Origin of the sequence: Streptomyces sp. SID11385, assembly GCF_010548245.1 — a bacterium.
GTDB lineage: Bacteria > Actinomycetota > Actinomycetes > Streptomycetales > Streptomycetaceae > Streptomyces.
The window spans coordinates 1-20,589 of sequence record NZ_JAAGLR010000748.1; the positions used below are offsets into that span (position 1 = coordinate 1).

Genomic DNA, 20,589 nt, shown 5'->3' on the forward strand with positions numbered 1-20,589 from the left:
CGGGCGGGCGGGCCCGCGCGGTCGTGTGGCGGTGCGCGCTGCGGCAGGCCGCGGAGCCGGGGGACGCGGCGGGCTGAGGGGTGGTCGGCGCGGCCGAGGTGAGGGGCGCCGGGGCGGAGCGTGGAGAGGCGGGGACGGCTGCATGGGCAGGGAGAGGCCGGGACGGGGATACGGCACGCGAGCGGGGAGAGGCCGGGACGGGGGCGGCGCGCGCGTCTCCCGAGCCCGGGCGTTTGATTCCCTACCATCCCTTTCATGCGTTTTCTGGGTGCGGGAGCGAAGTGGGTCGCGGCGTGGAGACGGGACCCGGTACTCCTGGCCCCCGCGGTACTGACGGTGGCGATCGGTCTCGTGGCGGTGCTGACGCCGCCCCAGCTTCCCTTCACGCGGCTGCTCGTGGTGGCGCCCGCGCTCGCGGCCTCGCTGTGGCGGGTGCGGGGGACGCTGCTGCTCGGCGGGGTGTGCGCGCTCGCGGTGCTGGCGTACGCGGTGCTCGAGAACGACAACGACTCGATGTTCACGGCGGGCGCGATCGCGGCGGTGGCGCTCGCCGCCGCGTACGCGAGTCATCTGCGCACCCAGCGGGAACGGACGCTGAGCGAGGTGGAGGCGGTGGCGAACACGACGCAGGAGGTGCTGCTGCGCCCGGTGGCGCGGCGCGTCGCGCACCTGGAGATCGCGACGCTGTACCTCGCGGCGGCGCCGCACGCGAAGGTGGGCGGGGACTTCTACGCGGCGGCGGACACGCGGTTCGGGCTGCGGCTCCTGCTCGGGGACGTACGGGGCAAGGGGCTGCCGGCGGTGGGGGTCGCCGCCGCGCTGCTCGGCTCGTTCCACGAAGTGGCGTACGAGGCGCGGGACCTCGGCGAGGTGGCGGAGCGCCTGGACACGAGCATGGGCCGCTACTGCCGTTCGCGGGCGGGCTCGGGCACGGAGGAGTTCGCGACGGCGATCCTGGTGGAGATCCCGCACGAGGGCAGGCACCTGTCGTTCCTGAACTGCGGGCATCCGCCCGCACTGCTCTTCCACGAGGGCGTCCCGCGCAGCCTCGATCCGCGCACCGCGTCCCCGCCCATCAACCTCGCGGAGATCCTCGGCCCCACGTACACGGTGGAACGAGTGCCGTTCGGGCCCGGGGACACGTTGTTGCTGTACACGGACGGGGTGACGGAGACGCGGGCCCCGGGCGGGGCGTTCTTCCCGCTGGAGCGGTGGGCGGGCCGGGTACCGGCGGGTTCGATGCCGCAGGAACTGCTGCGGCGCCTGCACCGGGCGCTGCTGGGGCAGAGCAGGGGAAATCTGGACGACGACATCGCCTGTCTCGCCGTCCGGTACGGGGAGCCCTCGATCCCCGCCTGAGGGCCGCCCCCGCCAGGTTTGCGGCGGGGGCGACGGTCGCGCGGCTCAGACGTGCGCGGGGCCTGGGACGGCGCGCGGACTGCGGCGCGAGGCGGTGCCGGGGACGGGCGCGGAGGGATCACTGCCGAGGGCGACGATCTTGTTGCCGGCGTCGACGTGGACGACGCGCGGCACGAGGGCGCGCGCCTCGGCGTCGTCGACCTGCGCGTACGACATGAGGATGACGAGGTCCCCGGGGTGCACGAGGTGCGCGGCGGCCCCGTTGATCCCGATGACACCGGAACCGCGTTCGCCCGGGATCGTGTACGTCTCCAGGCGGGCGCCGTTGGTGATGTCGACGATGTGGACCAGCTCGCCGGGGAGCAGGTCGGCGGCGTCCAGAAGATCGGCATCAACCGTGACCGACCCCACGTAATGCAGGTCGGCCTCCGTGACGGTCGCCCGGTGAATCTTGGACTTGAACATGGTTCGCAGCATCGGGGTACTCCCACCAGTAGGCTCCCTGCCTGCGCTTTCGCAGGTCAAGGGCTGTTTCGCCAGCCTACAACGAGTCTCCCCTAGGCGAGGCCGGCCGGCGTCAGCCCGTGCCGCCGGAGCAGCCCTCGCAGTCGCGGCCCGGCGCGGGCACCATCGCCCGAGCCGGTTCTGAGCCTCCGCCGCTGGCCCGCGCAGGGCGGCGGGCCCGCGGCGTGGTGTCGCGCGTTCAGACCGCCTCCGGTACCTGCGCCTGCGCGACCCAGCAGGCCACCTCGGCCTCCCCCGTCGTGCCCGGTACGCCCAGCAGAACGGGCTCGTCCGTGCGGCAGCGGTCGACGGACAGCGGGCAGCGCGGGTGGAAGCGGCAGCCGGGCGGGGGGCTGCCCGGGTCGGGTACCTCGCCGGTCAGCGCCCGCGGGCGGGACCCGGTGCCGTCCGGTACGGGCACGGCGGCGAGCAGGGCCCGGGTGTAGGGGTGCCGCGGCGCGTTGAAGATCCGGTCGACGGTGCCCGTCTCGACGACACGGCCCAGGTACATGACGACCACCCGGTCGGCGAGCGCGCCGACCACCGCCAGGTCGTGCGAGATGAACGCCAGCGCGATGCCTTCCTCGCGCGACAGGTCGCGCAGCAGATTGGCCACCGCCGCCTGCGCGGAGGCGTCGAGGGCCGACACCGGCTCGTCCGCGACGATCATCTTCGGGCGGGAGGCGAGCGCCCTCGCGATCGCGGCCCGCTGCCGCTGGCCGCCGGAGAGCTCGTGCGGGTACTTGTCCGCCGCCCCGTCCGGAAGGCCGACCCGCCGCAGCGCCTCGACGGCCTCGCGCGCGGTCTCCGGGTCGCGTCGGCCGCGTCCGGTGCCCCGCGCGCGCTCGCGGGCGGTCACGACTTCCTGGATCTGCGCGCTGATGGTGCGCCGGGGGTTGAGCGAGGCGTTCGGGTCCTGGAACACCATCTGCAGCGGCAACAGGGTCGCTGCGCGGCGGCGGCGCCCCATGGCGCCGACCGGCGTGCCGTCGAAGGCGACGGCGCCCGACCGCACCGGGGCGAGACCGGTGACGGCCCGGGCCAGGGTGGACTTGCCGCAGCCGGACTCCCCCACGATGCCCACGACTTCGGCGGGCGCGATCTCCAGGCCGACGCCGGCCAGGGCACGCATCGGGGGCAGCCCCTTGCGCGAGTACTCGACGACCACGTTCTCGACGCGGAGCAGCGGTGCGGCGGTGTGGTCTGCGGGCACGCTCATGCCTTCCTCCTCGCGGGGGTGCCGGCCGCGGGGAGGGGGCCGGGAGTCGGTGGGGCCGCGGCGGGGCGTACGACGCCGGGCTCGGCGAGTACGCAGGCGGCCGTGCGGGCGGGGCCGATGGTGACCGGCACCGGGCGGACGCGGTCGCAGCCGTCGATCGCCGACGAGCAGCGCGGGTGGAAGGGGCAGCCCGGCACCGGCGCGTCGGCGGCGGGGGCCGAACCGGGGATGGGGCGCAGCGGCACGGCGTGCCCGACCGCGGAGCGCTCGCCGAGCGAGGCGTGCGGCAGGGCCTGCAACAGGCCTTGCGTGTAGGGGTGCTGAGGCGATCCGATGACTTCTGAGACGGTGCCGGTCTCGATGACGCGGCCGGAGTAGAAGACGGCGATCCGGTCGGCGACGGAGGACAGGACGCCGAGGTCGTGGGTGACCATGACGACGGCCATCCCCGTCTCGCGTCGCAGTTCGTCGAGGAGTTCGACGATTCCGGCCTGGACGGTGACGTCGAGGGCGGTGGTCGGTTCGTCGGCGATGAGCAGGCGCGGACCGCAGGCCAGGGCGGAGGCGAGGGCGATGCGCTGGCGCATGCCGCCGGAGAACTGATGCGGGTAGCGCGCGGCGGCCGAGGCCCCGCCGGGGATGCGCACCATGTCGAGCAGTTCCGCCGCACGGGTGGCCGCCTGCTTGCGGCTGATGCCCTGGTGGCGGCGGACGTGGTCGGTGAGCTGCCGGCCGACGGTGAGCATGGGGTGCAGGGCGGAGGACGGGTCCTGGAAGACGACCGCGATGTCCCGCCCGCGCACCTGCCCCCACTCCTTGTCGGGGAGTCCGACCAGTTCCCGGCCGTCGAAGCGGACCGAGCCGGTGACGGTGGCCCGGTCGGGTCCGAGGCCGACCAGGGTCATGCCGGTCACGGTCTTGCCGCTGCCGGATTCCCCGGCGATGCCCAGCACCTCGCCGGGGCGGGCCTCCAGGCCGACGCCGTCGACGAGGCGGACCTCGCGCCCGGCCCGGGACAGGGTGACCGTCAGGTCCCGTACGCGCAGCAGAGGCTCGACGGCCGTACCCGCTTCCGTCGTACCCGTGCGCGCCGTGCCCGTACCCGCGCGGGTGTCCAGAGGGGTGCGCGCGTCGAGGGTCCGGTCCCCGCTCATCATCGTTCTCCAGCCGTCGTGAGTTTGGGGTCGAGCCGGTCGCGCAGGGCGTCGCCGAGGACGTTGAAGGCGACCACGACCGTGACGATGGCGAGGCCGGGGACGACCGCGAGCCACCACTGGTTGAAGTACTGGGACGCCTCGGAGATCATCGATCCCCACTCGGCGGCCGGTGGTCTGGCGCCGAGCCCGAGGAAGGACAGCCCGGCGAGCAGCAGGATCGCACCGCCGACGTCCAACACGGCCAGGACGAGGAGCGAGCCGGCGATGCCGGGCACCACGTCCACGAGGATGGAACGGACCGAGCCGACCCCGGCGAGCCGGTTGGCGAGCACGTAGTCCGTCTCGCGCAGGGAGAGCACGGCGGAGCGCACGGTGCGTGCGTATCCGGGCCACCAGACGAGGGCGCCCGCGAGCACGGAGTTGGGCAGGGACGGGCCGAGAGAGGCGGCCACCGCCATCGCCAGGATGATGACCGGGAAGGCGAAGACGACATCGGTGACACGCATCAGGACCTCGTCGACCCAGCCGCCGAAGAAGCCCGCGACGAGACCGACGACCGTGCCCATCAGGGCGGTCACCGCGATGAGCAGCAGGCCCACCGGTACGGACAGTCTGGCGCCGTACAGGACCCGGGAGAGCACGTCGCGCCCGGCGGGGTCGGTGCCCAGCCAGTGGGCCGACGAGGCACCCTCAAGGGGCACGGCGCTCTGGTCGAGCGGGTCGTACGGGGCGAGGACGGGGGCGAGGACGATGACGACCGCCCACAGGAGCAGCACGCCGACGGCGACGCCTTGCGCGGGGTTGCGGCGTGCCCAGCGCCAGGCGCCGGTCACCCGTCCCGTGCGGTGGCCCGGTGCGGTGACCGGAGGGGAAGGAGCGGTCATGAGAGGCGAATCCTCGGGTCGAAGGCGGCGTACAGCAGGTCGGCGACCAGGTTGACCACGACGAAGACCAGGGCGATGAGGATGGACACGCCCATCACCGCGGGCAGATCGAGGTTGGTCGAGCTGCGGAAGGCGTACTGGCCGATGCCGTTCCAGGAGAACTGCTGCTCGATGTAGACGGTCGCGGCGAGCAGCAGGCTGAAGGAGAGGGTGGTGGCCGTGATCAGCTGGCCGGACGCCGAGCGCACCGCGTAGCCCCACAGGACGCCGCTCCCCCGCAGTCCCTTGGCGCGCCCGGCCTTGACGAAGTCGGACGACAGCGCCTCCAGCACCGCGCTGCGGGTGAATCGCAGCACCATGCCGACGACGGACAGGGCGAGGACCGAGGCGGGCAGGACGAGATGGGCGACGGCCGACGCGAAGGCGTCCGTGTCGCCCGTCAGCAGGGCGTCGGCCGTGTAGAAGCCGGTGATCCGGTGGGGTGGGTCGAGGGCGGGGGCGAGCCGGCCGGAGCCGGGCAGGACGCCGAGGTTCTTGACGAAGAGCACGGCGGCGACCATGCCGATCCAGAAGGTCGGCAGGGACACCCCGGTGAGCGACAGGGTGCGGGAGATCCGGTCGAGGTGTCCGCCGCGTCCCTTCGCGGCCAGCACGCCGAGCAGTACACCGACGACCAGGGCCATCACGGTGGCGACGACGACCAGTTCGAGGGTGGCGGGGAGCTTCTCGGCGAGGTCGTCGAGGACCGGGCGCTGGGTCTGCTGCGAGATGCCCAGGTCCCCGGTGAGGAGGTTGCCGAGGTAGGAGGCGTACTGCACCGGCAACGGCCGGTCGAGTCCCTGTTCGGCGCGGTAGCGGGCGACGATGCCGGGATCGTCCAGGGCGCGCTGGCCGAGGTTGGCGGTGGCCGGGTCCGCCGGGACGACGGAGCTGAGCAGGAAGGTCACCAGGGTGACGCCGAAGACGATCAGCACCGAGGAGGCGACGCGGCGCAGTGCGTACGCCAGCAGGGGCGGCATCCTGCGGCGGGAGGCCCCGGCGGGAGCCGGCGGGGCCACCGATGCGGGTTCCGGTCCGGCGAGGACGGGGCCGGGGTCGGTCTCGGTCATGGGTCACCCTTCCGAGCGGCCGAGCGCGGCCAGATCGAGGTAGTAGAGCGGGTTGCGGACCAGTCCCGTGACCTCGGACGAGGCGACGGTCACGAAGTTCGGCTCCAGCAGCGGGACGAAGGGGCCGTCCTCGTTCATCGCGCGGTTCCAGGCCGTGTAGGCGGTGAGCCGGTCGCGCTCGTCGACCGCGCGGTAGGCCGCCTTCGTGAGGGCGCCGAGTGCGGGGGCGTCCTTCGCGGGCCAGTGCACCCGTTTGGAGAGGAAGTCGCCGGGCGCGAATCCGAGGATGTTCTGGGGGTCGAGATAGTCCGGCGGGTAGGACCAGAGGGCGAGTTGTGTCTCGCCGTCCACGTACCGCTGGAGGGAGGTCGATGTCGGCGAGGGCCGGAGCGTGACCGTGATGCCGATCTTCCCCAGGTCGTTCTGGACGCGCTGGGCCAGTACGCCGTAGTCGAGGCCGGCCAGCCGGTGGTAGTCACTGGCGTAGTCGAGGGTAAGCTCGATCTTCCTCAGGCCCTGTTCCTTCTCGGCCTTGGTGACGAGGGCGCGGGCCGCCCCGGGGTCGTACGCGGCGGCGTCCGCCTTGCCGAGGCCCCCGGTGAAGACGGTCGGCAGGATGCCGGTTGCCTGGGTGGAGCCGGGACCGGCGATCTCGACGAGGCCCTTGTAGTCGATGCCGAGCCGGATCGCCTTCCGCACGTCGGCGGACGCGGTGGGGAGGTTCTTCGCGCGGCTGACCGCCAGGTAGAGCACCTCGGCCGCCCTGCTGTCGTCGACGACGAGGCCGTCGTCGTGCAGGCCCTTGGTCTGCAACGCCGAGATGTCGAGAGCGATCTGCGAGTCGCCGGACTGCACCCCGAGCAACTGCTGTTGCGCGGAGGGCACGTTCCGGATGATCACCCGGGGATAGGCCGGTGCGTCACCGGCGTACTCCGGGTTGGCCTCCAGGACGATCTGCGAGGAGTTGCTGTAACTCCTCAGCCGGTACGGCCCCGAGCCCGCTGACCGGGTGTTCAGCCAGGTCTCGGCCTTGTCCTTGGTGACCGCGTCCTTCCGGTCGGTGCCGCCGTGCGCGCGCACCACGTCGGCGTTGACCACTCCGAACTGGGGGGTGGCGAGCATCGCGGGCACGTCTGCGCGGGGTGAGTCGGTGGTGAGGACGACAGTGTGGGCGTCTTCGGCCTTCGCGGTGATCCCGGCCATCAGATAGGCGGGGCTGGCGTCGACGTGGCGCAGCCGGTCGAAGGAGAAGACGACGTCGCTCGCCTCCACGGGGCTGCCGTCGGAGAAGCGGGCGTCCTCGCGGAGCGTGAACGTCCAGGACTGCCCGTCGTGCGAGTTGGACCAGGACGTCGCCAGGCCGGGCTTGGGCGTGCGCAGGTCCTTGCCGCGGTAGGTGGTCAGCGTCTCGTACAGGGCGTGGTCGACGAGGTAGTCGGTCGGCTGGTAGACGCGCGCCGGGTCGATGGACTTGGCGTTGAACGCCGTATCGACGACCAGGGTGCGGCTCGCCGCCTCGGCGGAGACTCCGGAACGCGCGCAGGAGGTGAGCGAAACCGTCAGGGCAAAGGCCAGGGCGAGGGCGAACAGCGTGCGCCGCCGGGGGCCGGGCGGCGGGGGGTGGTGGGGCATCGGGGGTCTCCACTCGGAGAGACGGGCAAGGAGGAGCCGGGGGAGGTCACTCCTGGTGGCGTCCCGGGGCGGGGCGGGCACCGGGTGCGTACGGCGGGGGCGGTACCGGAGCGGCGGGTCCGCGGGCCCGGCGGGTCTGCCCCGCCGGGCCCGCGCGTCTAGGCGGTCACGGGTACGGCCACCCGGCCGCCTCGCAGGTCCACGTCGATGGTCTGCCGGTACAGGCGCAGCCAGTTGCCGCCGCACAGCTTCTCGATCTCCGTGTCGGAGAAGCCCGCCCCGGCCAGCCCGGCGGGGATGTTGCCGAACTGGGCCGCTGTCCGGAACCACTCCGGGTCCGGCACGACCGGGGACTGTCCGGGCTTGCCCGCCCCGTACTCCGGGCCGCGCGTCCAGTGCCCCTTGCGCATCTCCACCATGTGCTCCTCGGTGAGGAAGCGTCCGAGGTCGGAACCGACGCCGACGTGGTCGACACCGATCCGCTCCACGGTGCGGGCGACGAGCTCGCACCACCTCTCGACGCTCTCGCACCACTCACCGGCGATGTTCGGGTACATCGTCAGGCCGAGCACCCCGCCGCGCTCGGCGAGCGCGTCGATGACCTCGGGCCGCTTGTTGCGGGCGTGGTCGAAGAACTCGCGCGGATTGGCGTGGTTGATCGCCACCGGGACGGCCGAGGCGTGGATGGCGTCGTAGGACGTCCGGTCGCCCACGTGGGAGCAGTCGACGACGATGCCGCAGCGGTTCATCTCCTCGACGGCGTTGCGGCCGAAGCGGGTCAGCCCCGCGTCGGTGGTCTCGTAGCAGCTCGCGCCCAGGGTGTTCTGAATGTTGTAGGTGAGCTGCATGACCCGCAGGCCCATGCGGGCGAACAGCTCGATGTAGTCGAGCCGGTCCTCGATCGGGGAGGCGTTCTGGGTCCCCATGAGGACGGCGGTACGGCCTTCGGCGGCCGCCGCCTCGATGTCGGCCGTGGAGTACGCGATCCGTACGAGGTCCGCGTTGTCGCGTTCCATGCCGTACCAGTCGGCGAGGGCCTGCATGGTCTCCGCCGCGTTCTCCCAGAACGCGATGGTGTTCGTCACGCAGTCCACGCGCCCGGCGCGCAGTTCCTCGAAGACCGTCCGGTTGAAGACGCCGCACTCGAGTCCGTCGATGTTCATCGCTGTTCCTGCTCCTTCTTGGCCGTGACGCCGACGAAGTCAACGTCGTCGGTGAGGTCGGGTTCGATCACGCCGTTCTCGTCGACGGCGGTCGCTCCGGCGTGCTGGAGCGAGGTCACCGACTCGGTGGACAGCGCGCGTGCGGAGTCCTCGAACAGCGACCACCACAGGGCGGCGGAGGTCTCCACGCCTGTGTGCACCGCGCGGGCGGCGGGCAGCGAGCCGACGAGCGGCAGGAGGCGCAGCAGTTCGGGGTCGTCGGGCAGTTCGGGCGCGCGACGTTCCATGACGAGGAGTACGCCGTCCCCCGCCAGGCCGTCCGGCACCGGGGGCAGACCGGCGGCGGGTGCGGCGGCCGAGGGGGCGGGCCGCACCGTGAGGACCACCCCGCGGTCGGTGCCCTGGTGCTCCAGGACGGCGGCGAGGCCGACGTGTTCGACGCGCCCGGCCCACAGGGCGACGCGCTCCCCGGGTTCGGACTGGAGCAGGTCGAGCAGCGCGGGGGCGACGACGAGGGCGCTCTGGCCGAGGCAGTCGGCCACGAGCGCGCCCGGGGCCTCGGCGGCGATCTCCACCCGGCCGGAGCCGGCGCGGTCGGCTGCGCTGAGCCCCTCGGAGAGGAACCGCAGAGCGGGCAGCCCCGCTGCCTGGGCGTGCAGCACCAGGTCGCGCACGGCGGGGACGGCGCCGAGGGCGAGGCCCTGGGCCTGGAGCAACCGCTCGCTGATCAGGCGCAGTTCACGCAGCGACAGCCGGAGGGTCTCGGCGTCGGAGGCGTTCTGCCAGGTGCGGCCCAGGCGGTCGGCGGTGCTGTCGCTCCCGGGTTCGCCGGCGAGCGTGGCGGGGGTCATCGGGCGGCTCCGTTCGAGGGGGCGGGTACGGGGGCTTCGAGGACGAGGGAGTCTGCGGGGCGCGGTACGGCCGGCCAGAACCACGGGCCCGCGGCGTCGGTGCCCAGGTCGGCCGCGGTGGGCGCGCCCTGGAAGATCACGCCGCGCAGGTCGCGGCCCAGGTAGTCCTTGGTGCGTTCCAGGCCGTAGAGGGCCGCGTTCGCCAGGCGGATGATCCGCGCGGGCACGAAGGCGGCATCGCGGATGTTGGCGTGCGGGACGGCGTACGCGTGCCCGGCGAGGGACTGGAGGCGTTCGACGGCTCCCCGCAGTTCGGGACGGCGTGCGAGGAGGCGTCCGACGGGCAGCGCGGGGTCTTCGGCGGCGAGTACGCCGTCGAGGTGCTGGACCATGCCGGGCACGTCCACGGTGAGGTCGATGGTGCCCTCGGGCAGTTCGGAGGTGGCGCCGCACCGGGGTTCCTCGGCCGACCGGGACTTGTACCAGGTGTTGGCGACCGCACCCGGTGCGGACCGGTCGACGGCGAGGGCCCAGGCGTACCGTTCGGCGAGCAGCGCGCGAAGCTCTCCGACGGCCGCCGAACCGTCTCGGCGAAACGTTTCGTCAACCGTGAGTCCCGCCGCGAGCCGGTCGGACTCCTCCGGGTCGAGTTCGGTGAGCACGGAGTTGACCACCTCGGCGGCCTCGTCGCAGACGGCCTCGACGCCGTCGACCAGCTCCGCCACCGTCGGCACCCGGCCCTCCGCCGCGGCCGCGGCGGCACGTCCGGGGATCGCGGCGTGTACGCGTCGCAGGTCGGCGACGATCCGCTCGGCCGGGGTGAAACAGCTGTACTCGTTGACGTCTTCGCTGTGGTACAGCGCGGCCCGCTCCAGCAGGGCGACCAGGGTGTCCCGCACGGCGGTGCCGGGCGCCGCCGAGAGACCACGGGCATGGGCCAGGGCCCGCTCGCGCAGCATGATCCAGCGGTCCACCAGTACCGGGTGGTTGCCGACCCAGAGGACCAGGCCGAGCGCGGAGCTGTTGCCGACGCCGAGGAAGCGGCGGACCCGCGGGTCGAGGGCGGCCGCGGTGTCCGAACGGCGGGCGGCCAGCGCCTCGACCAGGTCCGCGCTCAGCTCCCGCATCATGTAGGCGGACAGCAGCTGGGCGTGGTAGGGGACCGCCAGCGGGTGGTCCTCGCCGTAGGCCAGGAACGTGCGCGTGCCGAAGGTGCCGTTTCCGTCGAGACCGATGTTGCGCATGAGGTAGCCGACGCGGGCGAGCGCGACGGTGTCGGGTTGCCGGCCCGCGGCCAGCGCCTCCACGACGTGCGCGAAGACGCGCAGCGAACGGTTGGCGCGGCACCAGGTGAGCGTGTGCGCGGTGGCCCTGCCGTGGTAGAGGCGCGGCATCTCGTTGCGGGTGTGCTCGATGTCCTCGGCCATGGCGGGCCCGTCGAGGAGGGCGCCCATCATGTCCCAGCCCAGGTCGAAGATGCGCAGCGTGCGCTCCTGGGACGAGGGCGGGAAGGCGAAGGCGACGAAGTCCATCACCCGGTCCGCTGTGTGGATGCGGTAGACGGCCTCGCCGCTTCCGTCCTCCTCGACGGTCAGCGAGCGGCGCTCGACTCGCCATTTTTCGCGGAGCATCCGGTTGACCAGGGAACGGGCCGACGAGAGGCGCCCGGCCTGCAACGAGGAGAGGGCGGTCGGGGTCATGAGCTCGGCGGCCGGCCGGCCGGCGGGCACGGCCGGGCTGGGCTGTGGTGCCACGGATGGTTCCTTTCGTGCGGGTCACGCGGTGGGGTGCCGCCCCGGGCGACCGGTGGCCGTCGCCGACGGGAGGGGCGACCGGCGCTGGGGGGACAGGGCGGGAGCGGGAGAACAGCGGGGCGCGGGAAGGCCCGGTGCCGGGCGCGCGGAGGGGGTGACTCCGGCAGGGTGCGCGGGCCGGTCGCGAGGTGGTGCGCCGGGGAGGAGGGCACGCCCCGGTCAGGGGGCGGCAGGCTGCCGCCGCGTGGGATCGTGTGCGGGCGGACGAGGGCCGGCATGTACGGGGGGACAGAGGGCGGACGGACGGAGTCCGGTCAGGGCCCGGTGGCGGGGAGTCGGACGGCGGCGGGGAGTTGGACGGCGGCGAGGAGTTGGACGGCGGCGTCACCTGCTCCCGGAGACGATCGTGGTGACGCGGGCCGCGCAGGCCATGGTGTCGGCCGCCGCGGCCTCGGCGTCGAAGCGGACCATCGGGCCGACGACGGAGAGGGCGGCCATCACCCGGCGCCTGGCGTCGAAGACCGGCGCCGCCACGGCGACCGTCGGTTCCAGCCGGTTCGGCAGCGAGATCGCGTAACCGTGCTGCCGGATGTGCTCCAGTTCCTCGTCCCTGGCGGTGCGGACGCCTGCCTCCCGCAGCGCCGTCAGGTCGTGTGGCAACGCCCATGCGGTGAGCACACGGCCGGAGGCGGTGTCGGAGATCGGCATCCGGGCCTCGATCCTGGAATCGACGCGCAACAGCCGGTCCACTTCGACCCGCTGCACGATCCGGGCGGAGTCGCCGTCGAGCACGGCCAGGGACACCGTCTCGTCGACCAGGGCGGCCAGTTCCTCCATCGCCGCGGTGGCCCGGTGACCGAGCCCGGCCTGGGCGAACGCGGCGTCGGAGAGCCTGGAGACGCGGAGGCTGAGCCGGTAGGTCCCGTCCTCCGCCTGCTCGGCCCAGCCGCCCGCGCACAGCGTCACCAACTGCCGGTGCACATAGCCCCGGTTGCCGCCGGTACGCCGGGCGAGCTCGGAGACACCCACGCCTCGCGGCTCGTCGGCCAGGGCTGCGAGGACCTCCAGCGTCTTGAGCGATGAGGTGAGGATCTGAGTGACCACTGCGCTGTCTCCTATAAGAGGACACTGTCCCCGATCGGGATGCGTCACTTAAACACCGCTCCGACCGGGCCGTCAATGGTCGCCGGAAAGGGAATCTCAGACACCCCATCAGTCGCGGTATTCACCTGCGCTCACCTTTGATTCATTTCCTGTACGACCTCTCGACCCAGGAATGCAAGGTTTCGCCCGCGATACGGAGGTCTCTTGCCTGTCTTCCATAGGGAGACAACGAACGCGACGGGACCCGGCGGGACGAGCCCGGGAGGTCGTGGTGCTGAAGCGCGAGGCCCGGCAGACGAGTTCACCGGTGCCCGTGGCGGGCCGGGCGGATATTGGTGGGGCCGGGGAGACGAGAGCCCGGGGTGACGCTCGAAACCGTCACCCCGTGGGGTGTGCCGTGGTGGTGCGCTCAGGGTGGGCCGCGTACGGGGTCTTCTCTCGCGGGGGCCGCCGGGCGGGCCTGCGGGCGACGGCGAGCTGTCAGGCCTCGGCGTTCGAGGGCGAAGGTGTCGAGGGCGGTCACGAACCCGTTGAGCGGGAGGGTCAGGGCGGCGGAGAACGACGCGGCGGACTTCGGGATCGTCACGTAGCCGAGGAACGGGCGGCGGCCTCGTCCATTCCCCGTGCCACCGCGACGAGTTCGCGTTCGCGCAGCCGCAGGCGGGGCGGGAACACTGGCCGACACCATGACCGCTCAGCTCCCGGTCCGCCCAGGTGGCGGGGCCCAGGCGATTCGGTCCGGGGAGCGGCCTCCGCCGTGGTCGACGCCTGGGCGTACTCGCGCGTGGGGCCGAGAGTTGGCGGACGCGGGCGCGCGACGCCTCCTCATACGGGCCGTCGCCCCGTAGAGTCGTCTCCCTTACGAGCCCCGGATCACGAGCCCCGAACGAGGAGCGTCGCGCATGAGTGTTCCCGCTGAGCTGGCCGCCGCGAAGTACGTCAGTCTCGTCACGTACCGCAGGAGTGGTGAGGCCGTCGCGACGCCGGTGTGGCTCGCCGTGGACGGTGAGCGGCTCGTGGCGTGGAGCGACGCGCACGCCGGGAAGGTGAAGCGGCTGCGGCACACGAGCCGCGTGAGCGTGCGCGCCTGCGACGTGCGGGGGCGGATCGCGGCCGGCGCCGGCACGTACGAGGGGACGGGCCGCGTCCTGGACGAGGCGGAGGGCCGGGCGGCGCGGCGGGCGCTCGCGCGCAAGTACGTGCTCGTGCGGCTCACCGACCTCGCGCGGCGCGTGGTGCCGCGCATGAACAGGCCCGGCGTCGCGGTCGCGGTGGAGTTCCCGGCGGAGGTGTAGGGCCGGGCAACGGGGCGCCGGAGGCGGGAAGCAGGGGGCGGGTTCACCACTCCAGCATTGCGAAAGAATAATTTCGCAAGAATGGTTGCGCAGTTTTTCTTGCGGAACCATACTCGGCGCATGCCCGCTCACCAGGACCCGGCTCACCAGGACCCCGCTCACCAGGACCCGTCCCACCCCGGCCCCCGCCCCGAGCAAGTCACCGAACTCGCCCGCCTGAAGGCGTTCACCAATCCGCTGCGGATGCGCCTGTACCGACTGCTCTACGCGGCCGGCGCGGCGACCGCCTCGCAGCTCGCCGAACAGGTCGACGAAGCTCCCTCGCTGGTCAGTTACCACCTGCGCAAGCTCGCCGAGCACGGCTTCGTGACGGAGGCCCCCGAGCACGCGAAGGACGGTCGCGAACGCTGGTGGCGGGTGGCGAACGAAGGCGGATTCGGTTTCCGCGACTCTCAGTTCGCCGGGACGCCTGAGGGGCCGGCCACCGCGCAGGCCGTGACGCGGACGCTCGCCGAGACCCGTTTCGAGCAGTACCGGCAGTACCTCGCCCAGGCATCGGCCTGGGGCACGGAGTGGTCCGACGCGGCGACGTCCTCGGAGTGGGTGATCGACCTCACGGCCGACGAACTCGCCGAGATGGGTCGCGAGTTGGAAGCTCTCGCCGCGCGGTGGCGCGAGCGGTCGAAGACGGCGGCGCGGTCGGGCGACGGGCAGCGGCGGGAGCACGTCGCCGTGCACCTGTACGGCTTCCCGTTCCGCCCCTGAGCCCGCGTCCTCCCCCGGCGCCCCTCCCCCGCTCGTCCCCTTCCGGCGCATCCCTTCCGGCCGCACCCGAGGAGTCCCGTCATGGCCGTCCCCGCACCAGCCGGCCCCGCGTCATCCCTCCCCGCCCCGCCGGGCCCCACCGCCCCCTCCCGCCCCGCGCACCGCGACGGCAACGTCCTGCGCTGGCTCCTCGCGTACACCGCCTCGCTCGTCGGCGACGGCGTGTACTTCGTGGCGCTGGGCTGGGCGGCGCAGAAGGTCGCCGATCCGGCCGGGGTGGGGTTCGTGATGGCCACGGGGGCCATGCCCCGCGCGTTGCTCATGCTGGGCGGCGGGGTGCTCGCCGACCGTCTCGACCCGCGCCGGATCGTCCTCGGCAGCGACGCGGTGCGGTGCGTGCTGGTCCTCGGGGTGGCCGGGGCCGTCGCGCTCACCTCGCCCGCGCTGTGGCTCCTCGTGGGCGTGGCGCTCGTCTTCGGCGCGGTGGACGCGTTGTTCGTGCCCGCCGTGGGAGCGCTGCCGCCCCGCCTGACCCGTCCCGACCAGTTCGCGCGGGTCATCGGGATGCGGTCGCTCGCGATGCGGCTGAGCCAGATCGCCGCGCCGCCGCTCGCGGGGCTCGCGCTGGGGCTCGGCGGGGTGCCGGTGGCCTTCGTCGTCGCGGGGGCGCTCTTCGCGGCGTCGTTGCCGCTGCTGTTCTCGCTGCGGATACGTCCCCCGGCGGCGACGACCGCGACGGGGAAACATGCCGAACGCACGGACCTGCGCGCCGAGTTGATCGACGGCCTGCGCTACATCCGCCGGCACCCGCTCGTCAGGCCGCTCGTCCTCGCCCTCGCGCTGTGCGAACTCGGGCTCAGCTCGACGCTCAACGTCGGTCTCCTCCTCCTCAACGCCGAGCGCGGCTGGGGTCCTTCGGGGTACGGGTGGATCGTGGGCGCCTTCGGCGCGGGTGCCGCTCTCAGCGCGGCGCTCGTCACGGCGGTGGGGTGGGTGCCGCGTGCCGGGCTCGTGCTGAGCGGGACGCTCGGTCTCGCGTGCGCGAGCGCGGGGGTGCTCGGCTTCGTGCCCGTCCTCGGTGTCGTCGTCGGGTGCGCGGCGCTCACGGGCCTCGCCGCGGGGACGGCGGGGAGCCTGAACAACGCCCTCCTCCAGAACGCCGCCGACCCCGCCTACCTCGGGCGCGTCACCTCCGTCGTCATGCTCACGATGGTCGGCCTCGCCCCGCTGTCGTACCCGGTGGCGGGCGCCGCGATCGGTGCCTGGGGCGCGGGCCCGGTCTTCGCGGGGACGGCGGCGTTCTCGGCCTGCGGTGCCGCGTACCTGCTCCTGAGCCCGGCGTCCCGCCGCGCCGCACTCCCCCGTCCGGCCGCCCGCACCTCCCCGGCGCCCGTGAGCCGTACGTAACGCCCCGTTCACCGTCCGCGCGCGTCCGGGGAACACGCCGTCCCTAGCCTCCCTCCTGCCCGGCACCACCACCGTCCCCTGGGAGGCACGTATGAGCACCACGCAGTCACGGCCGGCCGCGGCGGAGCCGGAGCCCGACGGCGCGCCGCAGGGGGGCGCGGCGGTCCGGGAGACGCTGGAGGACTACACGCTCCGCTTCGCCCCGCGCTCGTACCGCCGCTGGACGCCCATGGTCGTGGCGACGACGGCGCTCGGCGGCATCGCCTACCTGGCGGACTTCTCGATCGGCGCGGGGATCGGTCTCAGCCACGGCACGGGGAACGCGCTGCTGGCGATCGGGGTCGCGGCCGTCCTCATCTTCGTGACGGGGTTCCCGCTCGCGTACTACGGGGCGCGCTACAACCTCGACCTGGACCTCATCACCCGTGGTGCGGGCTTCGGTTACTTCGGCTCGGTGCTCACGAGCGTCATCTTCGCGAGCTTCACGTTCGTCTTCTTCGCGCTCGAAGGCTCGATCATGGCGCAGGGCCTCAAACTGGGGTTCCATCTGCCGTTGTGGCTCGGCTACTTGGTGTCGACGTGCATGGTGATCCCGCTCGTCGTCTACGGGATGAAGGCGCTCAGCAAGCTCCAGGTGTGGACCACGCCCGTGTGGCTCCTGCTCATGGTGGGCCCGCTCGTCTACGTCGTCGCCGAGGACCCGGGCACGGTGGACCGCTTCCTCGCGTACGCGGGCACGTCGGGGGACGGCGGGATCGACACGGCCTCGGTGCTGCTCGGCGCGGGGGTGTGCCTCTCGCTCATCGCGCAGATCGGCGAGCAGATCGACTACCTGCGCTTCATGCCGCCCCGCACCGAGAAGAACCGGCGCGCGTGGTGGACGGCCGTCGTCATGGCCGGTCCGGGCTGGGTGGTGCTCGGCGCGCTCAAGCAGGCGATCGGCGTCTTCCTCGCCGTGTACATCCTCTCCGGGGTGGGCCCCGCCGCCGCGACCGAGCCGATCCAGCAGTTCCGGGGCGCGTTCGAGGCGATGATGCCCTCGTGGCTCGTGGTGCCGCTCGCCGTCGTCCTCGTCGTGATCAGCCAGATCAAGATCAACGTGACGAACGCGTACTCGGGCTCGCTCGCCTGGACGAACTCCTTCACACGGGTGACCCGCCGGTACCCGGGCCGTATGGTTTTCGTCCTCGTCAACCTCGGTTTCGCGCTCGCGCTGATGGAGGCCGACATGTTCAGCTTCCTCAACGACATCCTGAGCTTCTACTCGAACTGCGCGATCGCCTGGGTCGTGACCGTGGCGACCGACATCATGGTCAACAAGTACGTGCTGAAACTCTCGCCGCTCCAGCCGGAGTTCCGGCGCGGGATGCTCTACGCGGTCAACCCGGTCGGCGTCGTCTCCTTCGTCGCGGCCTCGGGTCTGTCGATCGCGATGTACTTCCACGCGCTCGGCGACACCCTCCAGCCCTACTCGCCGGTCGCCGCCGTCGTCATCGCCTTCGTCCTCACCCCCGTCATGGCCCTGGTCACCCGCGGCAGGTACTACCTGCGGCGCGCGGACGACGGCATCGCGGAACCGCTCCTGGACGAGGGCGGCAACCCGAGCGCGAGTCCGTACACGTGCCACGTGTGCGCGCGGGAGTACGAGCGCCCCGACGTCACGGCGTGCGTGACGCACCAGGCGCACGTGTGCTCGCTGTGCCTGAGCACGGACCGGACCGGGGAACACGTGCTGCCGGTGTAAGACGTTGGAGGTACGGGGCGGGGGCGGCGCACCCGCGTGACGCGCCGCACCCCGCCCGTACTCCCCGCTCAGGTGCGCCGCAGGGCCACCACGTCGATCTCGACCAGGATGTTCATGAGGTCCGAGCCGACCGTCGTGCGCACCGGGAGCGGGCCCCGCGCGGTCTCGAAGGCGGCGCGGTAGGCGGCGTCGAAGCCCGCGAAGTCGCGGCGCAGGTGCTGGAGATGGACGGTCGCCTTGACGACGTCGCCGAGGGAGAGGCCGTCCGCCGCGAGGACGGCGGCGAGGTTCGCGAGCACCTGCGCGGTCTGCGCCGCGATGCCCTCCGGTACCGCCCCGCTCGCGGGGTCCTGCGGGCCGAGCCCGGAGGTGTACACGTACGGGCCCGCCGCGAGGCCCTGGCTGTAGGCGCCGGCGGGCGGGGGCGCGGCGTCGGTGCGCAGGGCGTGCCGCGTCGTCTGCTCGCTCATCGGGTCAGGTCCCCTTCCTTCGCGTTGACCTCGGCGTAGTGGTGGAGCTTGTCCTCGTCGACGGTGACGCCGAGCCCGGGACCGGTGGGGACGGTGAGGCTGCCCCCGCTGAGGGTCAGGGGCTCGATGATGTCGTCCGCGTGCAGGTAGTACATGGAGTCGATGGCGCGCGAGAGGACCGGGGTGCTCGCGACGACGGCGAGGTGCGCGGCGGTCGCGATGCCGAGTTCGCCGCCGCTGTGCAGGTTCATGCCGAGCCCGAAGGTCTCGCAGTGAGCGGCGAGGGCCTTCGTCGCGGCGATGCCGCCCCACTTGTAGACGTCCCCGTGCACGACGTCCACGGCGCCGAGCCGCACGGCGGGCGCGAACTCCTCGAAGCGCACGAGGCACATGTTGGTGCACAGCGGGATGCGGACCTTCGCGCGCACCTGGCTCATGCCCTCGATGCCGACGCAGGGGTCCTCCAGGTACTCCAGGTCCAGTTCCTCCAGGGCTATCCCGGCGCGGATCGAGTCCGGGACGGACCAGGCGGCGTTGGGGTCGACGCGCAGGTCGATCGCGGGGAGTTCGGCGCGCAGGGCGCGCAGGATCGCGACGTCCCCGGCGACGTCGGTGGTGCCCTTGAGCTTGACGGCGCGGAAGCCGCCCTCGGCGACGACCTTCGCGGTGTGCGCGGCGAGCGCGCCCGGCAGGTCGGCGCGCGAGGCGCCGGGGGCGTCGGCGCGCGTGATGAGCGCGGTGAGCGGGACCTCGGTGCGCACGGGGCCGCCGAGCAGGTCGGTGACGGACTGCCCGGTCGCCTTGCCCATCGCGTCCCAGCAGGCGACGTCGAGCGCGGCGAGCGCCGCGTAGCCGAGGTAGCCGTGGAAGAAGGGCACCATGTGCTGCTTGCGGTGGAAGGCTTCGAGCGCGAAGGGGCTCGTGCCGATCAGGTCCTCGGCGAGGACGCGCACGAGCGCGGCCACGGGCTGCCCCCACATCGTCTCGCCCCAGCCCTCGACGCCACTGTCGGTGCGGATGCGGACGACGGTGCGGGTCTCGCCCGTCTTGGTCTCGAAGGAGGAGGTGAAGGGGTTGAGGAGGGGGAGGTTGACGACGTGGACGTCGACGCCGGTGATCTTCATGGGGTTCCTCGCTGGGTGGTGGTGCGGGTGGTGAGGGCGGTGGGGCGGTACCGGGCGGCTCAGCCCGTGCCGGTGCCTGTGCCGGTCTCGGTGCCCGTGCCGGTCTCCGTGCCGCTCGCGCGGTCGAAGGCGAGGACGGCTTCGGCGAGGGCGCGGGCCCGCGCGTCGAGCAGTGCGGCCCCCTGCTCCGCCCGGGCGGCCGAGGCGTCGTCCGTGCTGCCGCCGACGCGTTCCCACTCGCCGTGCCGCTCGGCGGTGAGCCCCGGGTAGGGGGGCCGGTCGAAGAGCGGCGGCGGGTCCACGGGGGCGCGGGCGGGGACGGGAGTACGGACCAGCTCGGGGTGTGCGGCGAGCATGAGCGAGGTCTCGAACCAGCCCGCGTGTCCCGGGACGAGCGCGGCGTGCTCCGCGTCCGCGGCCGCTTCGCCGAGCGACCAGTAGGAGCAGGCGGCGGCCGTGACCTCGGCGCGCAGCGCGAAGCGTTTCACGGCGAGGCGCATGATCTCGTCGTTGCCGCCGTGGCCGTTGACGACGAGGACCCTGCGGTGCCCGGTCGCCGCGAGCGAGTCGAGTATCTCGTCGAGCACGAGGCCGAGGGTGCGGGCGGAGAGCGTGAGCGCGGCGGCGAAGAGGTGGTGGGGGCTGTGCCCGTACGGGAGCGTGGGAAGGCGGACGACGTGCGGGACCCGCTCCCCCGCGCCCGCCCGGGTGGCGAGGTGGGCGAGGGCACGCTCGGTGACGGCCTCGGCGAGGAGGGTGTCGGTGCCGAGCGGGAGGTGGGCGGCGTGTTGTTCCTGCGAGCCGATGGGCAGCAGGGCGATGGCGTCGGGGGCGGCCTCGCGGGTCTCGCGCCAGGTGGTCTCGGTCAGGTACCGGTGGCTCACGCGGCTGTCACCCCGGTGGCGCGGCGTGGCAGAGTCGGCGTATGGCGCATGAACGTACTCCTTTGCGGTTGGTGCCGTCCCCGGCCCGCGCGGGCGGCGACGACGGTGTGGCGGGCCCGGGCGCGCTGGGCGCCGTCGAGGTGCTGCCGGGGCGGGTGCGGGCG

Annotated in this window: 19 protein-coding genes; 5 read left to right on the top strand and 14 right to left on the bottom strand. The window is 73.1% G+C overall.

The features are described 5' to 3' along the window. The first annotated feature begins 255 nt into the window (after positions 1 to 255). Positions 256 to 1,359 (top strand): PP2C family protein-serine/threonine phosphatase, encoded by a 1,104-nt coding sequence (locus G3I42_RS22770; RefSeq protein WP_164288785.1) that lies wholly within the window; start codon positions 256 to 258, stop codon positions 1,357 to 1,359. Positions 1,360 to 1,404: 45 nt separating this feature from the next. Here the strand turns inward: G3I42_RS22770 and panD are convergent, their stop codons facing one another. From panD to G3I42_RS22825, 11 genes are all read right to left on the bottom strand, one after another. Beyond that, the gene (gene panD, locus G3I42_RS22775; protein ID WP_164288787.1) at positions 1,405 to 1,836 is read right to left on the bottom strand and encodes an aspartate 1-decarboxylase; all 432 of its coding nucleotides are present in this window, start codon (positions 1,834 to 1,836) and stop codon (positions 1,405 to 1,407) included. 226 nt (positions 1,837 to 2,062) lie between these two features. Continuing rightward, the gene (locus tag G3I42_RS22780; protein ID WP_164288789.1) at positions 2,063 to 3,082 is read right to left on the bottom strand and encodes an ABC transporter ATP-binding protein; all 1,020 of its coding nucleotides are present in this window, start codon (positions 3,080 to 3,082) and stop codon (positions 2,063 to 2,065) included. After that, positions 3,079 to 4,236, bottom strand: a complete 1,158-nt coding sequence (locus tag G3I42_RS22785; protein ID WP_164288790.1) for an ABC transporter ATP-binding protein — start codon at positions 4,234 to 4,236, stop codon at positions 3,079 to 3,081. The genes G3I42_RS22780 and G3I42_RS22785 overlap by 4 nt, the downstream gene beginning before the upstream one ends. Then, positions 4,236 to 5,123 (bottom strand): ABC transporter permease, encoded by an 888-nt coding sequence (locus G3I42_RS22790; RefSeq protein WP_164288792.1) that lies wholly within the window; start codon positions 5,121 to 5,123, stop codon positions 4,236 to 4,238. Before G3I42_RS22790 ends, G3I42_RS22785 begins: the two co-directional genes overlap by 1 nt. After that, positions 5,120 to 6,232 (bottom strand): ABC transporter permease, encoded by a 1,113-nt coding sequence (locus G3I42_RS22795; protein WP_203607190.1) that lies wholly within the window; start codon positions 6,230 to 6,232, stop codon positions 5,120 to 5,122. The genes G3I42_RS22790 and G3I42_RS22795 overlap by 4 nt, the downstream gene beginning before the upstream one ends. Before the next feature lie 3 nt (positions 6,233 to 6,235). Beyond that, the gene (locus G3I42_RS22800; protein ID WP_164288794.1) at positions 6,236 to 7,864 is read right to left on the bottom strand and encodes an ABC transporter substrate-binding protein; all 1,629 of its coding nucleotides are present in this window, start codon (positions 7,862 to 7,864) and stop codon (positions 6,236 to 6,238) included. 158 nt (positions 7,865 to 8,022) lie between these two features. Next, positions 8,023 to 9,027 (bottom strand): membrane dipeptidase, encoded by a 1,005-nt coding sequence (locus tag G3I42_RS22805; RefSeq protein WP_164288796.1) that lies wholly within the window; start codon positions 9,025 to 9,027, stop codon positions 8,023 to 8,025. After that, on the bottom strand, positions 9,024 to 9,878 hold the full coding sequence (locus G3I42_RS22810; protein ID WP_164288798.1) for a hypothetical protein: 855 nt from the start codon (positions 9,876 to 9,878) through the stop codon (positions 9,024 to 9,026). The genes G3I42_RS22805 and G3I42_RS22810 overlap by 4 nt, the downstream gene beginning before the upstream one ends. Then, complete coding sequence (locus G3I42_RS22815) at positions 9,875 to 11,632, bottom strand: hypothetical protein (RefSeq protein ID WP_164288800.1); 1,758 nt, start codon at positions 11,630 to 11,632, stop codon at positions 9,875 to 9,877. Before G3I42_RS22815 ends, G3I42_RS22810 begins: the two co-directional genes overlap by 4 nt. A 384-nt stretch (positions 11,633 to 12,016) precedes the next feature. Next, a complete protein-coding gene (locus G3I42_RS22820; RefSeq protein ID WP_164288802.1) occupies positions 12,017 to 12,736 on the bottom strand; it encodes an IclR family transcriptional regulator in 720 nt (239 codons plus the stop codon). Between the two features lie 409 nt (positions 12,737 to 13,145). Further along, on the bottom strand, positions 13,146 to 13,322 hold the full coding sequence (locus G3I42_RS22825) for a hypothetical protein (protein ID WP_164288804.1): 177 nt from the start codon (positions 13,320 to 13,322) through the stop codon (positions 13,146 to 13,148). Between the two features lie 316 nt (positions 13,323 to 13,638). On the opposite strand from G3I42_RS22825, the gene G3I42_RS22830 reads away from it, so the two are divergent. The 4 genes from G3I42_RS22830 (at position 13,639) to G3I42_RS22845 (ending at position 17,947) form a co-directional block, all read left to right on the top strand. Next, complete coding sequence (locus G3I42_RS22830; protein ID WP_164288806.1) at positions 13,639 to 14,031, top strand: PPOX class F420-dependent oxidoreductase; 393 nt, start codon at positions 13,639 to 13,641, stop codon at positions 14,029 to 14,031. 120 nt (positions 14,032 to 14,151) lie between these two features. Next, positions 14,152 to 14,796 carry a helix-turn-helix domain-containing protein gene (locus G3I42_RS22835; protein WP_164288808.1) on the top strand — a complete coding sequence of 215 codons (645 nt, stop codon included), beginning with the start codon at positions 14,152 to 14,154 and terminating at the stop codon, positions 14,794 to 14,796. An 81-nt stretch (positions 14,797 to 14,877) separates the two neighbouring features. Further along, positions 14,878 to 16,203 carry an MFS transporter gene (locus G3I42_RS22840; RefSeq protein ID WP_164288810.1) on the top strand — a complete coding sequence of 442 codons (1,326 nt, stop codon included), beginning with the start codon at positions 14,878 to 14,880 and terminating at the stop codon, positions 16,201 to 16,203. Between the two features lie 91 nt (positions 16,204 to 16,294). Next, positions 16,295 to 17,947 (top strand): allantoin permease, encoded by a 1,653-nt coding sequence (locus G3I42_RS22845; RefSeq protein WP_203607191.1) that lies wholly within the window; start codon positions 16,295 to 16,297, stop codon positions 17,945 to 17,947. A gap of 68 nt (positions 17,948 to 18,015) precedes the next feature. Here the strand turns inward: G3I42_RS22845 and G3I42_RS22850 are convergent, their stop codons facing one another. Genes G3I42_RS22850 through G3I42_RS22860 form a run of 3 tightly spaced genes read right to left on the bottom strand, consistent with a single transcriptional unit; the run spans position 18,016 to position 20,425 of the window. Then, positions 18,016 to 18,417, bottom strand: a complete 402-nt coding sequence (locus G3I42_RS22850; protein WP_164288812.1) for a Rid family hydrolase — start codon at positions 18,415 to 18,417, stop codon at positions 18,016 to 18,018. After that, the gene (locus G3I42_RS22855; RefSeq protein ID WP_164288814.1) at positions 18,414 to 19,541 is read right to left on the bottom strand and encodes an enolase C-terminal domain-like protein; all 1,128 of its coding nucleotides are present in this window, start codon (positions 19,539 to 19,541) and stop codon (positions 18,414 to 18,416) included. The genes G3I42_RS22850 and G3I42_RS22855 overlap by 4 nt, the downstream gene beginning before the upstream one ends. Before the next feature lie 59 nt (positions 19,542 to 19,600). Beyond that, complete coding sequence (locus tag G3I42_RS22860) at positions 19,601 to 20,425, bottom strand: creatininase family protein (RefSeq protein ID WP_164288816.1); 825 nt, start codon at positions 20,423 to 20,425, stop codon at positions 19,601 to 19,603. Positions 20,426 to 20,589: the final 164 nt, after the last annotated feature.

What these genes read in the sequence shown, in the direction of transcription:
- G3I42_RS22770 (WP_164288785.1), top strand. Translation starts at nt 256, where the DNA reads ATGCGTTTTCTGGGTGCGGGAGCGAAGTGGGTCGCGGCGTGGAGACGG.
- panD (WP_164288787.1), bottom strand. Translation starts at nt 1,836, where the DNA reads ATGCTGCGAACCATGTTCAAGTCCAAGATTCACCGGGCGACCGTCACG.
- G3I42_RS22780 (WP_164288789.1), bottom strand. Translation starts at nt 3,082, where the DNA reads ATGAGCGTGCCCGCAGACCACACCGCCGCACCGCTGCTCCGCGTCGAG.
- G3I42_RS22785 (WP_164288790.1), bottom strand. Translation starts at nt 4,236, where the DNA reads ATGAGCGGGGACCGGACCCTCGACGCGCGCACCCCTCTGGACACCCGC.
- G3I42_RS22790 (WP_164288792.1), bottom strand. Translation starts at nt 5,123, where the DNA reads ATGACCGCTCCTTCCCCTCCGGTCACCGCACCGGGCCACCGCACGGGA.
- G3I42_RS22795 (WP_203607190.1), bottom strand. Translation starts at nt 6,232, where the DNA reads ATGACCGAGACCGACCCCGGCCCCGTCCTCGCCGGACCGGAACCCGCA.
- G3I42_RS22800 (WP_164288794.1), bottom strand. Translation starts at nt 7,864, where the DNA reads ATGCCCCACCACCCCCCGCCGCCCGGCCCCCGGCGGCGCACGCTGTTC.
- G3I42_RS22805 (WP_164288796.1), bottom strand. Translation starts at nt 9,027, where the DNA reads ATGAACATCGACGGACTCGAGTGCGGCGTCTTCAACCGGACGGTCTTC.
- G3I42_RS22810 (WP_164288798.1), bottom strand. Translation starts at nt 9,878, where the DNA reads ATGACCCCCGCCACGCTCGCCGGCGAACCCGGGAGCGACAGCACCGCC.
- G3I42_RS22830 (WP_164288806.1), top strand. Translation starts at nt 13,639, where the DNA reads ATGAGTGTTCCCGCTGAGCTGGCCGCCGCGAAGTACGTCAGTCTCGTC.
- G3I42_RS22835 (WP_164288808.1), top strand. Translation starts at nt 14,152, where the DNA reads ATGCCCGCTCACCAGGACCCGGCTCACCAGGACCCCGCTCACCAGGAC.
- G3I42_RS22840 (WP_164288810.1), top strand. Translation starts at nt 14,878, where the DNA reads ATGGCCGTCCCCGCACCAGCCGGCCCCGCGTCATCCCTCCCCGCCCCG.
- G3I42_RS22845 (WP_203607191.1), top strand. Translation starts at nt 16,295, where the DNA reads ATGAGCACCACGCAGTCACGGCCGGCCGCGGCGGAGCCGGAGCCCGAC.
- G3I42_RS22850 (WP_164288812.1), bottom strand. Translation starts at nt 18,417, where the DNA reads ATGAGCGAGCAGACGACGCGGCACGCCCTGCGCACCGACGCCGCGCCC.
- G3I42_RS22855 (WP_164288814.1), bottom strand. Translation starts at nt 19,541, where the DNA reads ATGAAGATCACCGGCGTCGACGTCCACGTCGTCAACCTCCCCCTCCTC.